At 68.1% G+C, this 12,989-nt stretch carries 10 protein-coding genes and 4 pseudogenes; 11 read left to right on the top strand and 3 right to left on the bottom strand.

All coding sequences use genetic code 11. The annotated features are described in order from the left end of the window. Both IE260_RS21140 and IE260_RS21135 read right to left on the bottom strand, forming a co-directional pair. A pseudogene (locus IE260_RS21140) lies at nucleotides 1-134 on the bottom strand (5,10-methylene tetrahydromethanopterin reductase); the annotation flags it as partial. 101 nt (nucleotides 135-235) lie between these two features. Continuing rightward, nucleotides 236-634, bottom strand: a complete 399-nt coding sequence (locus IE260_RS21135; protein WP_189874175.1) for an SsgA family sporulation/cell division regulator — start codon at nucleotides 632-634, stop codon at nucleotides 236-238. A gap of 421 nt (nucleotides 635-1,055) precedes the next feature. Here IE260_RS21135 and IE260_RS21130 point away from each other — a divergent pair, with 421 nt between their 5' ends. The 11 genes and pseudogenes from IE260_RS21130 (at nucleotide 1,056) to IE260_RS21080 (ending at nucleotide 11,113) form a co-directional block, all read left to right on the top strand. Further along, entirely contained in the window at nucleotides 1,056-1,493 is a 438-nt protein-coding gene (locus IE260_RS21130; protein ID WP_189874136.1) for a universal stress protein, read from the top strand. Nucleotides 1,494-1,854: 361 nt separating this feature from the next. Next, a complete protein-coding gene (locus tag IE260_RS21125; RefSeq protein ID WP_189874134.1) occupies nucleotides 1,855-3,597 on the top strand; it encodes a pyruvate dehydrogenase in 1,743 nt (580 codons plus the stop codon). A 68-nt stretch (nucleotides 3,598-3,665) separates the two neighbouring features. Continuing rightward, entirely contained in the window at nucleotides 3,666-4,541 is an 876-nt protein-coding gene (locus IE260_RS21120; RefSeq protein ID WP_189874132.1) for an alpha/beta fold hydrolase, read from the top strand. Nucleotides 4,542-4,805: 264 nt separating this feature from the next. Further along, nucleotides 4,806-5,030 (top strand): annotated as a pseudogene (locus IE260_RS21115) (alpha/beta fold hydrolase); the annotation flags it as partial. A gap of 51 nt (nucleotides 5,031-5,081) precedes the next feature. Next, a complete protein-coding gene (locus IE260_RS21110) occupies nucleotides 5,082-5,933 on the top strand; it encodes an alpha/beta fold hydrolase (protein WP_189874130.1) in 852 nt (283 codons plus the stop codon). A 138-nt stretch (nucleotides 5,934-6,071) separates the two neighbouring features. Then, nucleotides 6,072-6,650 (top strand): annotated as a pseudogene (locus tag IE260_RS21105) (FAD-binding oxidoreductase); the annotation flags it as partial. Then, a pseudogene (locus IE260_RS21100) lies at nucleotides 6,650-7,318 on the top strand (fumarylacetoacetate hydrolase family protein); the annotation flags it as partial. The pseudogenes IE260_RS21105 and IE260_RS21100, both read left to right, overlap by 1 nt. 53 nt (nucleotides 7,319-7,371) lie before the next feature. After that, the gene (locus tag IE260_RS21095) at nucleotides 7,372-8,334 is read left to right on the top strand and encodes an SMP-30/gluconolactonase/LRE family protein (RefSeq protein WP_189874126.1); all 963 of its coding nucleotides are present in this window, start codon (nucleotides 7,372-7,374) and stop codon (nucleotides 8,332-8,334) included. 119 nt (nucleotides 8,335-8,453) lie between these two features. Beyond that, on the top strand, nucleotides 8,454-8,891 hold the full coding sequence (locus tag IE260_RS21090; protein ID WP_189874124.1) for a MaoC family dehydratase: 438 nt from the start codon (nucleotides 8,454-8,456) through the stop codon (nucleotides 8,889-8,891). 254 nt (nucleotides 8,892-9,145) lie between these two features. Continuing rightward, nucleotides 9,146-9,574 (top strand): DUF4232 domain-containing protein, encoded by a 429-nt coding sequence (locus IE260_RS41735; protein ID WP_229880971.1) that lies wholly within the window; start codon nucleotides 9,146-9,148, stop codon nucleotides 9,572-9,574. Nucleotides 9,575-9,907: 333 nt separating this feature from the next. Continuing rightward, a complete protein-coding gene (locus IE260_RS21080) occupies nucleotides 9,908-11,113 on the top strand; it encodes an MFS transporter (RefSeq protein ID WP_189874120.1) in 1,206 nt (401 codons plus the stop codon). Between the two features lie 122 nt (nucleotides 11,114-11,235). Here the strand turns inward: IE260_RS21080 and IE260_RS21075 are convergent, their stop codons facing one another. Next, the gene (locus IE260_RS21075) at nucleotides 11,236-12,447 is read right to left on the bottom strand and encodes an MFS transporter (RefSeq protein WP_189874118.1); all 1,212 of its coding nucleotides are present in this window, start codon (nucleotides 12,445-12,447) and stop codon (nucleotides 11,236-11,238) included. Nucleotides 12,448-12,989 lie beyond the last annotated feature (542 nt).

The following is a 12,989-nucleotide window of genomic DNA, read 5'->3' as shown; positions in this document are numbered from 1 at the left end:
TTCAGCGCGATGGCGACCATGGCCTTGATGCGCTCACGTTCGGTCGGCGTCCGGCCCGTGGTCGGGTCCGGCGTGACGTCGCCGACGGTGAAGATGCCGAACTGTGTGCGCGGTGCTACGTGTTCCTGAGGCACTGGAATTGTCTCCAATAAACGGTCACATGTAGGGCGATATTCATAGCTGTCCAGGCCGGTGCAGCAGAGCCGCAGACCGCTTCTTGCCTGACCCGACCGGCTCAGAGGTAATGGCTACGACCCATGAGTGCAGTGATGGCGCCGTCGAGGTCCAGGTAATCCCCTTCAGTGCCGGCAGGCACCAGACTGAAAGTCCTGCGAAGAAATGCAGCTACGTCCGCAGCGGCAAGCTCAACCAGAGCCGTGCCTTGCATGTTGTTCAGAACGATGCGCATGGAGTGCGGATGGTGGCTGCATCTGGGAAGGACCAGCACATCACCGGGGCCGGTCGGGCGCCTTAGTCCTTCGGCGAGCAGTTCACGGGCGAAGGACCAGGTAACGGGTGGCCCAGCCGATGGTCCGAGGGACAGACTGACGGCATAGGGGTCATTGACTCCGTAATGCAGCTTCGCTGGCAACGGCAAAGACGTGCTGTTCAAGGCGCTTACGTGTGCCGTCATTGTGCACGCGATGGCACCGAAACGCTTTCCCATGGAGTCCCCAAGTGAGTGCAGATGCGTAATGCTTGCCTTGACTCTAGGGTCCGCTGTTGAGGGAAACTTGTCGTGGAACGCACAGGGTTTGGCCCAGGGAGGTACTCCTGCCTGGTTGAAGCCCGTGAGTCGCGAGCGCCGAGACCACGAGGTCGCTCGGACCTGTCAGACTGGAGAGGATGACGGCCTCGTCGGCAGGGCGTGTGACGTCTCGCAGGGCGCAAGGCTCCTCGAGCACCTTGGCGCCTGGGATTTGTTCGTCAGAGCGCCTGATCACGCTTCCGAAAACCCACACGGAGACGGATGCCCTCGCTCGGCGCGAAAACCGCCATGGCCGGCAGGCCCTTCGTGCAGTACTTCACTACTCTCGCCCAAAGGATCAAACATCATGTTCCAGCGCATCCTCGCCGCTGTTGATTCGAGCCCCGGTCGTCACTCCGTCCTTCAGCTGGCTGCTGAGCTGGCCCGCCTGGCTGAGGCGAAGGTGCGCGTTCTGCACATCGCCCCTTCGTCGGCAGCGATGGCCACCGTGGTCTCCCTGGAGGACGACGCCGAGGCCAAGGCCATCCTCGACGACGCCGTCGCCGCGCTCCGTAACGCGGGCGTCGACGTCGAGGGCACCCTGGCCAACGCCCTGACGACCCAGATAGCCACCACCATTTCCTCCGCCGCCGAAGAATGGCCGGCCGACCTTGTGATCCTCAACCCTCACCACCGCGGTGCACTCGAGGCCCTCATCAACCCCCGAGTCAGCGACGCTGTCGCCCACCGCAGCCGTGTCGCCGTACTCCTCGCGCCGGAGGACAACTCGCACGACCAGCGCTGAACCCGTCACGCGGCCGCAACCCTCTCCGGTCGGCCGCGGCAGACCAGCGGCGCTCAGGGCCCGGCAACGCCGATCTGGACGTCACAAGCAGGGTGCGGCCCGTACGGGCCGCACCCGCTTCATGCGCGGTCACTTCCCGGACCACCCGGTTACGACAAGACCGTCACAGATGCCTTGGCTGGGCGTCACTGCTCTCGTACGCGGGTTGACGGGGCGGGTCGCACCCTGCAGACCGATGCCGCTCGTCAGAACTTCACGTGGTGCGCTGCCAGGCCGTGAACGGTGCACAGAGAAACAATCAGCCGCCTTGGCGTCTCCATAGCCTGGCCGCTGCAATGTGAGCGACTACCTGAGGAGCACCATGGCCGGACAGTCCGTGGCTGAGCAGTACGTCGACCTCCTGGCACGCGCCGGCGTGCGCCGTATGTACGGGGTGGTCGGGGACAGCCTGAACCCCGTCGTCGATGCGGTCAGGCGGCACGATTCCCTTGAGTGGGTCCAGGTCCGGCACGAGGAAGTCGCGGCGTTCGCTGCCGGCGCCGAGGCGCAGTTGACTGGGAAGCTCGCCGCTTGTGCCGGGTCGTGCGGGCCAGGCAACCTGCATCTCATCAACGGCCTGTTCGATGCCCACCGCTCCATGGCACCCGTTCTCGCCCTGGCAGCCCAGATCCCCAGCAGCCAGATCGGCACCGGGTACTTCCAGGAGACCCATCCTGACCGGCTGTTCGAGGAGTGCAGTCACTACTCGGAGCTGATCTCCTCGCCCCGGCAGATGCCGCGGGTGACGCAGACGGCGATCCAGCACGCAGTCGGCCGGCGAGGCGTGTCGGTGGTGTCACTGCCAGGAGATGTCGCCGCCGAGGACTCGCCCGCTGGTGGGGCGGAACTCGCAATGCCGCTCGACCGGCCCACGGTCCGACCGGCCGATGAGGAACTCGCCCGCCTCGTGGAACTGGTGGACGCGGCCGACAAGGTGACGGTGTTCTGCGGCCGGGGCGTCGAAGGCGCCCATGCCGAGGTGATGACGTTCGCCGAAAAGGTGAAGGCTCCCGTGGGCCACGCGCTGCGCGGCAAGGAGCACATCCAGTACGACAACCCGTACGACGTCGGCATGTCCGGCCTGCTGGGCTACGGCGCCGCCTACGAGGCGATGCACGAGTGTGATCTGCTGCTGCTCCTCGGAACGGACTTCCCGTACACGGACTTCCTGCCCCGCCACGTCCGGACCGTCCAGGTGGACATTCAGCCCGAACGGCTCGGACGGCGTACGCAACTGGACTTCGCCGTATGGGGAGACGTGCGGGAGACGCTTCGGTGCCTGACCCCGGCCGTGCGGGAGAAGCCGTCCCGCCGGTTCCTCGACCGCATGCTGCACCGGCACGTCCACGCCCTGGAGGGCGCCGTCGGCGCCTATACCCGCAACGTCGACCGGCACACCCCCATCCACCCTGAATACGTGGCATCCGTACTCGACGAGGAAGCCGCCGACGACGCGGTGTTCACCGTGGACACCGGCATGTGCTGTGTGTGGGCGGCCCGCTACCTGACGCCGAACGGCCGACGACGCATCCTCGGCTCCTTCGTGCACGGCTCCATGGCCAACGCGCTGCCGCAGGCCATCGGCGCACAGTTCCTCGACCGCTCCCGGCAGGTGGTGTCACTCTCGGGAGACGGTGGCTTCTCGATGCTGATGGGTGACTTCCTGACGCTGGTCCACCACGGCCTGCCGGTGAAGGTCGTCGTCTTCAACAACTCGTCGCTGGGCATGGTCGACCTGGAGATGATGGTCGACGGACTGCCACCGCACGGCACCGAATACCCACACACGGACTTCGCGGCCATCGCCACCGCGGCCGGCGCGCGCGGCATCCGCGTGGAGAGGCCCGCAGAGGTGCGCGAAGCGCTCCGCGCCGCCTTCGCCCATGACGGACCCGCACTGGTGGACGTGGTCACCGACCCCAACGCCCTCGCCCTTCCACCCAAGATCACCACCGAGCAGGTCACCGGCTTCGCGCTGTCGGCGAGCCGCACCGTCCTCACGGGCGGCGTCGGGCGAATGATCGACCTGGCCCGGGCGAACCTGCGCAATGTTCCGCGTCCGTAGGCGAACACGGCCAGGTGCCGTGTTCTCCCGGACGGCAACCCATCCTCTTCGATCGAACGGGCATCGTCATGTCAGATCTCACAGGTATCACCCACCACACCGCAGTACTCAACGGGATCAAGCAGCACTGGGTGAGCGCAGGCCAGGGCCCGCCGGTCTTCCTGCTGCACGGTTTCCCCGAGACCTGGTATGGCTGGCGCAAGCAGATACCCGTGCTGGCGGAGCGGTTCACCGTGATCGCACCCGATCTGCGCGGCTACGGTGACACGGACAAGCCTGCTTCCGGCTACGACAAGCGGACCATGGCCAACGACCTCGTCGCCCTGACGGACCATCTCGGACATGAACGGATCGCCTTGGTCGGCCACGACCGCGGAGCCCGCGTCGGCACCCGCTTCGCCAAGGACCACCCGGACCGCGTCGACCGGTTCGTCGCCATGGACAACATCCCCACCCGGATCATTGCCGAGACCTACGACGTGAGCCTGGCCCGGCAGGGCTACTGGTTCTTCACCTTCCTCGGCGTTCCCGACCTTCCCGAGGCGCTGATCACCGGACGTGAAGAAACCTGGCTCACCCACTTCTATCGCAGCTGGTCCTACAACCCCGACATGCTCACCCCCGACGAGATAGCGGTCTACGTCCGCGCCTACCAGCAGCCCGGTGCAGTAAGGGGCTCCTGTGAGGACTACCGTGCGGCGCCCCAGGACGTCGCCCAGGACCAGGAAGACGCCGACAAGCTCATCGACTGCCCCGTACTGACCATGTGGGGTGAGGACTTCAGTGCCGTCGGAGGGGCCTACGACGTCCTCGACGTGTGGAAGGGCATGGCCCGCGATGTCCGTGGGGTGCCGATCGCTCAGTGCGGACACCTGTGCCAGGAAGAGCGACCGGACGTCGTCAACCGGGAGCTGCTGAACTTCCTCGCCGACTGGAGCGGCTGACCCGGCAGCCGAGCGTTCAGCGGGGCAGACGTCTGCGGGGGAACATACCGCTCAGTCCAATTCAGGGGCGCGCTCAGGCTACGACCAGGGCGTCGACGGACCAGTAACCCCCGCCTTCCAGCCATAGAGTTTCTTACACACCGCCGGTACCCGGCTCGAACCGCGTACGACCTCCGTCAGCGCGGATGCCCGGACAGGGCGATCACGGCCCGGCCATGCCGCCCGGGCGGGTGAACCAGCGCCCCGGTCCAGGAAGCGGATGACGCCCAGGCCTTCGCCGACGCGGCCCCGGCCGCCGCGTGGAAGACCAAGCCCTCCTGGGGCCTGGTCTCCTCGTCCGACCACACCATCAACCCTGACGTGGAGCGCTACGGCTACCAGCGGGCCGGGATGACCACCGTCGAGGTCGACTCCTCCCACCTGGTGATGCTCTCCCACCCCGAGCGCGTCGTCGATCTCATCGAGGAAGCCGTCAAGGCCACCTCCTGAGCCACGCCCACCCGGCCGTCACAAAACGGCCCCCTCCTCAGAGAGCGAACAATGAACTCACCCATCTCACGCCGTACCGTGACGGCCTCCCTCCTGGCCGGAGCCGCCGCGCTGGGCACCGGCGCCGCCTTCTCCGCGCCGGCAACGGCAGCCGACCGCTCGCACAGACCGCACGCCCACCCGGACGAACCCACCGTCGTCCTCATTCACGGCGCGTTCGCCGACGCCTCCAGCTGGAGCGGCGTGGTCGAGCGCCTACAGCGGCACGGTCACCGCGTACTGGCGCCCGCCCTGCCGCTGCGGGGACTGGCCGGCGATGCCGCCTACATCCGCAGTGTGCTGGACAGCGTCACCGGACCGATCGTTCTGGTGGGCCACTCCTATGGCGGAGCAGTCATCAGCCAGGCCGCGGCCAACGCTTCGCACGTCAAGGCCCTTGTCTACATCGCCGCCTTCGTTCCCGAGGTCGGGGAAAGCGCGCTCCATCTCACCGACAAGTTCCCGGGCAGCACACTGGGGCAGGCCACCGTCACCCAGTACTACCCGTTGCCCGGCGGCGGCCAGGGGGAGGAACTGGTCATCAAGAAGGACCTGTTCCGCAGGCAGTTCGCGGACGGCGTCCCCGTCTCGACTGCCCAGGTCATGGCCGCCGGGCAGCGGCCGATCACCGTCGCCGCGCTCCAGGAGCCGGCCACCGCCGCCGCGTGGAAGAAGATTCCCAGCTGGTACCTCGTCGCCACCGAGGACCGCAACATTCCGCCGGCCGCCGAGCGGTGGATGGCCAAGCGCGCCCGCGCTCACACCGTCACTGTCCGCGCACCGCATGCCGTGTCCGTGAGCAATCCCGGGCCCGTCACCGACCTGATCCTGCGCGCCTCTCGTTCTGTGCGCTCCGGTCACTGACAGCAACAGCCCGACGGCGGACGGCCTCGCGGCCTGGTCAACCGGCCGCGCGGCGTCCGTCGTCCCTCCGACCTGCCCGCTATGAGATGCGCCATGGGCAACGTCGGCCGACCACCTGCACTGGGATTGGAGAGCGGCATGGCATTGCTCGTTCCTGGGCCGGGAAAGCTGTGTCCGTATCAGACGCGTGGCCCAGCAGCCGATCGGGTCCCCGACGAACGGGCGTCCGGCACGCCCGACGCCCTGCGCGAATACCTCGTCCGCCTGCCAGGCCCGGACAAGGTGCTGCACACACTGTCCGACCTCGTGCAATACGCCTCAGACGCCAGCCCCTACCGCTTCGTGCCCCAAGTGGTCGTCACCGCGGAGAACATCGAAGACGTCGCCGCGGTACTGCGGTACGCCCGCGAGCACCGGCGTGCCGTCGTCTTCCGGGCAGCCGGCACCTCCTTGAACGGACAGGCGCAAGGCACCGACATCCTCGTAGACGTACGCCGGCACTGGACCGGCCTCGAAGTCCTCGCCGGCGGCCGCGAGGCGCGCATCGGCCCGGGCACGACCGTCGGACGCGCCAATGTGGCGCTGTCCCGGTACGGCAGGCTGATGGGACCTGACCCGGCGAGCTCCAGCGCCTGCACCGTAGGCGGCGTCGTGGCCAACAACGCCTCGGGCATGACCGCCGGCGTCACCCGCAACTCCTATCGCCTATGCCCATCGACGCAGCAGCTCTGGGCGCGCCGGCGCCGGCCCCCCGTCAGTTGCTCGCTGTCGGCCTCAACTACCGGGATCTCGTCACCGAGGCGGGCTTCGCCACACCTGAAGGCATACCTCCGGTGTTCACCAAGTTCGCGACCGCCCTCACCGGTCCAGTGACCGAGGTGGCGCTGCCGCGGGGCAGTCACACCGACTGGGAGGTGGAACTGGTCGTGGTCATAGGTCATGAGGCTCGACACGTGGTTGAGGCCGAGGCGCGGAGTTGTGTCGCAGGGCTGGCGGTCGGACAGGACATTTCCGAGCGTGTCCTGCAAATGGAAGGTCCGGCGCCTCAGTTCAGCCTCGGCAAGTCTTACCCGGGCTTCGCTCCGACAGGTCCCTGGCTCGTTACTCCGGACGAGTTCGACAACCCCGACGACCTCGAGCTGACCTGGTCCGTCAACGGCGCGGAGATGCAGCGCGGACGCACCCGGCAGCCGATCTTCTCCGTGCCGGCCCTCATCGCCAAGCTGTCCGCCGTACTCCCACTGCTGCCAGGCGATGTCATCTACACCGGAACTCCGGCCGGTGTCGGTCTCGGCCGCACGCCACCACGCCGGCTCGCCCCCGGCGACGAACTCATCAGTTCCATAGACGGGATCGGTGAACTGCGCCAGCGGTTCGTCGACTGATCCTTCCCACACCCTCTCGCCGTGCAACCGAAGAGAAAGAAGGGGACACGCACATGCCGAAATTCCTGACCAAGACGCACACTGGCCTCCTTGCCTCCGCTGTGGCGGCTGCCCTTGCCGTGACCGCGACCACGGCGACCGCCATCCCCGGGCCAGGCGTGCACTTCGTGGCACACCTGGACATCGCAGGCGGACAGCGGCCGGAGAACATCGCCCTGGAACCCGGCGGCGGCGCCGTCGTCACCTTCGCGTACAGCCGCCAGATCGCACGCATCAGCCTCACCGGCGAGGTGCACATCCTGGCCACCCTGCCCGAGCCCCCGGCCGGCTCCACCACCCCCGCCCTTTCCTCGCCCTTCCTCGGTGGGATCGTCCGCACCCACGACGGAACCCTGTACTTCCTCAACGCCACGGGAAGCAACGATCTGACCGGCCTTTGGCGCCTGCGCCCGGGCGGCGCCCCGCAGCGCATCGCCGCACTCCCCGCCGACGGCCTGCCCAACGGCCTGGCCATCGACCAGCACGAACGCCGGCTGTACATCGCCGACTCGGTCCTCGGTACCGTCTGGCGCGTGCCCGCCGGCGGGGGCACCCCCACTCGATGGGCCACCACACCCGAACTGGCCGCCGACGGATTCCTCGGAGCCAACGGCATCAAGATCCACCGTGGCGCGGTATGGGTGTCCAACCTGGACAAGGGAACCGTGCTCCGCATCCCGGTCACCCGTCACGACAAGGCCGGTCCAGTGCAGACCCGAGCCACCGGCTTGGTCAACATCGACGACTTCGCCTTCATCGGCCACGGCGACACGCTCCTTGCCGCGATTAACGCAGACAACGAGGTCGCCCTGGTCGAGCCCAGCGGCCGGCACAAGGCCATGCTCACCGGCGCCGACGGCCTGGAGAACCCGACATCGCTCGCCGTACGCGGCACCACCGCCTACATCGCCAGCGGCGCCTACTTCACCAACAACGACCCCAACCTCCTCGCCGTTCGCATCACCCCGGGCAAGTGAACCAGCCCGTGCTGCCCGCCCGAGGCCGCCACCCCCACGAAAGGACAGCTTGATGACACAGCCCCACGGACCCGGCGACGCCCGCACAGGCCCCGTTCGACCCCGAGGGGTTCGAGGTCGTGCCGGCCCGGACGTTCGAGGACCTGCGCGTCGGCGAAGTCTTCCGGGCGCCCAGCCGCACCCTGACCGATGCCCACGCCGCGGCCTTCCAGACGGTTTCCGCCGACAACCACCCAGTGCATTACGACGCCGAGTGGGCGCGCAGGCACGGCCATTCCGCTCCGGTCGTCCACGGCCTGCAGGTCCTCGCCTTCACCGCACCCGGAGCCACCCTGTTCCCGCACTTCATCGGCGAGGTGTTCATCAGCTTCCTCGAGCTCTCCTGCACCTTCCTCGCCGAAGTCCACTCCGGGGACACCCTGTATCCGGCGCTCACCATCACCGGCCTGGAACGACAGGGCGACGACGGCGTCGTGGTGACGGCCGCGACCATCCACAACCAGCGCGGCGAACTCGTGCTGTCCGGGCAGCACAAGTACCTGCTGCGGCGTCAGTGACCGAGGAAAGCGACATGAAGCACCGCATAGTCCTGCCGGGCGCAGTCCTCTGCTGCGCCGTACTTGCCGGATGTATCAGCCAGAGCACGGACGGCGCCGCGGGAGACAGTCCGACTGCGCCCGGCTCACCGTCGTCGGCAACGACCGTCACCATCACGAGACCCGCCGACGCAGGTTCCTCCAGCCCGTCCGGCGACCCTGCCCCAGGCACGTCCCTCATCACCGGAACGCCGCACCCGAGCTCTGCTGCACCGATGATGAGACGCCGCTGCCATACCTCCGAACTGAGGGCGTCCGTCGGAGCAAATCGTCCTGGCGCCGGCCAGTCGAACTTCGCGGTCGTCCTGACCAACCATTCCGGCCGCACCTGCACGGTGCGCGGCTTTCCCGGAGTGGCGTTCGTCAACGGCAAAGGCGAGGCCGTCACCCCGGATCCCGAGCGTGCCACGGGCCAGGAGCAGCGGTCCGTGACGCTCGCTCCCGGCGCCAGCGCCTGGTCGGCGATGACGTATACCGATCCGGCGGTCACCGGTGTCACCACCGTGACACCGACAGCTCTGCTCATCACGCCACCCGGCGAGGCGGCCTGGCTCTCGGTGCGCTGGACCGGTGGCGAAGTCTCCAACACAGGCAAGGCATCAGTGCCCCAGGTGAGCCCTTTCCGGGCAGGCGACGGCCCCTGATCCAGCGACCCCAGCGGCACGCCGTTGCGGCAAAGCGGCCCCCACAGCGGTAGCCGGGGCGAGAGCCGCCAGATCTGACCACCGCGCTCAATCCGGGGCGCGGTGGTGGGCAAGCCCGGCCGGGAGGACGCTGCACCAACGTGCTCGGCCCCACAGTGCCACACCCGGTGGCAGTGCCATCGGCACCACGGGAAGTCGACGGGTCATCACCGCTTTCGGGTAGGCACCGACAGGAACGCGGTGAGCATGACAACGGCACCGAAGAAGCTGCCAGTCACCGCCCGGCGCTCCCGATCGAGTTGGATTCCCGACTCACCCACCAAGAAGGTGAACATGTCCACATCCACCGACGCTCACAACCCACCCCCATCCGGGACCGCAAAGACCCCTCACGGCGTACCGGGCTGGTTGATCGTGCTCCTGGCCGTCGCCTCCGGCATGACCGTCGCCAACCTCTACTACGCCCAGCCCCTGCTGTTCACGCTGAGCAATGTCTTCCACACCAGCCCGGCCACCGCCGGCGCCCTGATCACCCTCACCCAGGTCGGCTACGTGATCGGCATGCTCTTCCTGGTCCCGCTCGGGGACCGGTTGGAGAAGCGCAACCTGATCACCGTCCTGCTGACGATCACAACCCTCGCTCTCCTCGCCGCCGGGCTTGCCACCAGCTTTCCCATGCTGCTGATCGCATCGCTGGTCAGTGGCGCCACTTCGGTCGTCGCTCAGATCCTCGTGCCCTTCGCCGCCGGCATCGCCCCAGACCACGCCCGAGGTCGAATCGTCGGCCGAGTAATGAGTGGCCTGCTCACCGGCATCCTGCTCTCCCGCACGCTCAGCAGCCTGGTTTCGGACCTCGCCGGCTGGCGCGTCGTCTTCATCGGGTCCGCAGCCCTGATGGCCGTACTCGCCGTGGCCCTGCGCGCAGCCCTACCGCAACACGCCCCCACCACGACCCTCCCGTACCACCACGTGCTCCGCTCCACGTTCCAACTGGTGCGCACGCACCCGGCCCTGGTGCGCCGCGGTCTCTACCAGGCAGCCATGTTCGGCGCCTTCAGCGCATTCTGGACCACTGTCTCCTTCGTCCTGACCGGCCCCCGCTTCCACTACTCATCTGTCGGAGTCGGTGTGTTCGCCCTCGTCGGTGCGGCCGGCGCGGCCATCGCTCCGTTCGCCGGTCACTGGGCCGACCGAGGTCTCGTACGCCCCATGACAGGCATCACCTTCGTGGCGGCCGCCCTGGCCTTCGCGCTCGCAGGGTTCGGCGGACGTAGCGTCGTCCTGCTCGCCCTGGCGGCGATTCTCATAGACGTGGCCGTCCAGGCCAGTCTCGTCTTGGGCCAGCACACCGTCTACCAGCTCGACCCCAGCGCTCGCGCACGCCTGAACAGCGCCTTCATCGCTATGTTCTTCGCCGGCGGCGCAGCAGGTTCCCAGCTCGGCTCGGTCGTCTACCACGCCGGAGGCTGGACCGCCGTGACCGTACTCGGCGCTGCCCTCCCGCTCGCCGCCATGCTCTACTGGAGCACCGAGCGCTGAAAGCGTGCAGCGCAAGGTGCAGGACACGCCAATGCCGCCTGCTCCCGTGTTCACCTTGGGACAGCTCGCGACTGGGACGGGTGGGCGGCCGCCCACCTCGTCGGCGGGGGCGTGCGGTGACCTCATCTGCGGTGCTTGCCGTGGCGTGGCCGGGGGTCAGCGCTGCGGGTGAAGGCGCAGAGCAGGCCGAGACATTGCAGGACGGCGCAGACGGTGATCACGGTGTGTATGTCTGCTGGGCTGACGAGTGCCATGAGGATGCCGGCGAGGGGGTAGGGCAACAGGAGGATCAGCACGGTCACGGACAGGGTGCTGCCGAACACTTCGGCGGGGATGAGGTGGGACCGCAGGGTGCGCAGCACGACGGCCAGCACGCTGTCGCCGGCCATGAAGACGGCGGTCAGTATCAGGTAGGTGGGGTAGGAGTCGGCGTGCGCGATGAGGAAGCACGGCACGATGGTCACCAGAGCGGCACAGCGGCCCACCCTCGTCAGTCCCCACCGGTCGATGGTGACGCGGCAGGTGGTGACTGCCAGCAGCGAGGCGGCGGCCGCGCAGGACCACACCAGGCCGACCGAGGCGCTGGACTGGCCGAGTTGCTTCACCACGATCACCGGGGTTGCCGCTTCCAGAAGACCGAGGGCCAGGTTGGACAGTGCCAGCCCCGCCACCAGCCACGCGAGCCTCGGCAGCGCGCGCAGGGTGGACCAGCCGGTCCGCCATCCCCGTGCCACGCGTCCTGCTGCTTCCGGTGCCGGCGGGGGTGCGTGACGTGTACGCGGGGCGATGGCAGCCGTGAGCATCGATAAGCCGCTGATCACCGCGAGCATGCCGCTGGAGCCGCCCCACTGCAGGAGGAGGCCGCCTGCCGCGGGGCCGGCCAGAGCGGCTGCCTGGTCGATGCCCAGCAGGACCGACTGGACGCGGTGTGCCGCGCCGCCGGCGTCCCGGCTGGCGACCGCACCGACACTTTCGGCCGCGATGTAGCTGAACTGGGTCAGGCACCCCGCGCACGCCGCCAGGAGCATCACCAGGCTCGAGGCCGTTTCGTCGTCGGTCATGGCCAAGGCGGGCGCTGCAAGTCCCGCGACCAGCGCCCGGGCCGTGGCGGCCAGCCGGAAAACCCTCGCGGGTCCGAAACGGTCGACGGCCGCGCCGGCCAGACTGAACGTGCACAGCCGTGGCGCCCACGCCAGCATGAAGGCGATCCCGGTCAGCGACGAGGAGTTCGTCGTGCCCAGCACCAGCAACGGGATGCCGTAGGTGGCCATGGAGGCGGCAGCAGCATCCGCGAGGCGAGGCAGATACACACCCCGTACCCGGCCATGGGTCACGGTGCGGGCATGCCGAGGCGGAGCGGACCGGACTTTCGTAGATATCAAGGAGATGTGCTTCTTCTGTGAACGGTGGCGGAGGTCAGCGATCGACCCGAACAGGAAGAGGTGCAAGTCACGACAAAGTGATTCTTTTCGGCAACCCCTTCCTGTGAGAGCTGGGAAGGCCACATTCCGGACCGTGGTAACAAAGGCGGACCGGCTCCCGGCAAGCCGAGAGCGGGCGCCCCGCGCCGTGCAGCCCACAACGGGCGCGTGGGCGCTACGACATAACACCGGTGGTCAACCGGCACACCCCTAAGAGCGTGATCGACTTGCTGAACGTTACGCCGGGTAAGCCGAGGTCGCGCACGCTGGGGCGGGTGCGAAGAGGTGCCAACCCGCAGGCGACCGGGCCGCGTGGCCGGTGGCGGAGAAGGCCGTCGACCGGGTCCGCGACAGGGTTGGGGCCTGGAGTCGTCGGACCTGCTTCCCGCGCGCTTCCTGACCATCGTCCTGATCGGCTGGGAGGAGGGGTGGAGCCGTTCCGGCGCCACGGGGCC

Origin of the sequence: Streptomyces viridiviolaceus, from assembly GCF_014650995.1 — a bacterium.
In the GTDB taxonomy this organism is placed as follows: Bacteria; Actinomycetota; Actinomycetes; order Streptomycetales; family Streptomycetaceae; genus Streptomyces; species Streptomyces viridiviolaceus.
This window is presented reverse-complemented; position numbering and strand designations above follow the sequence as displayed.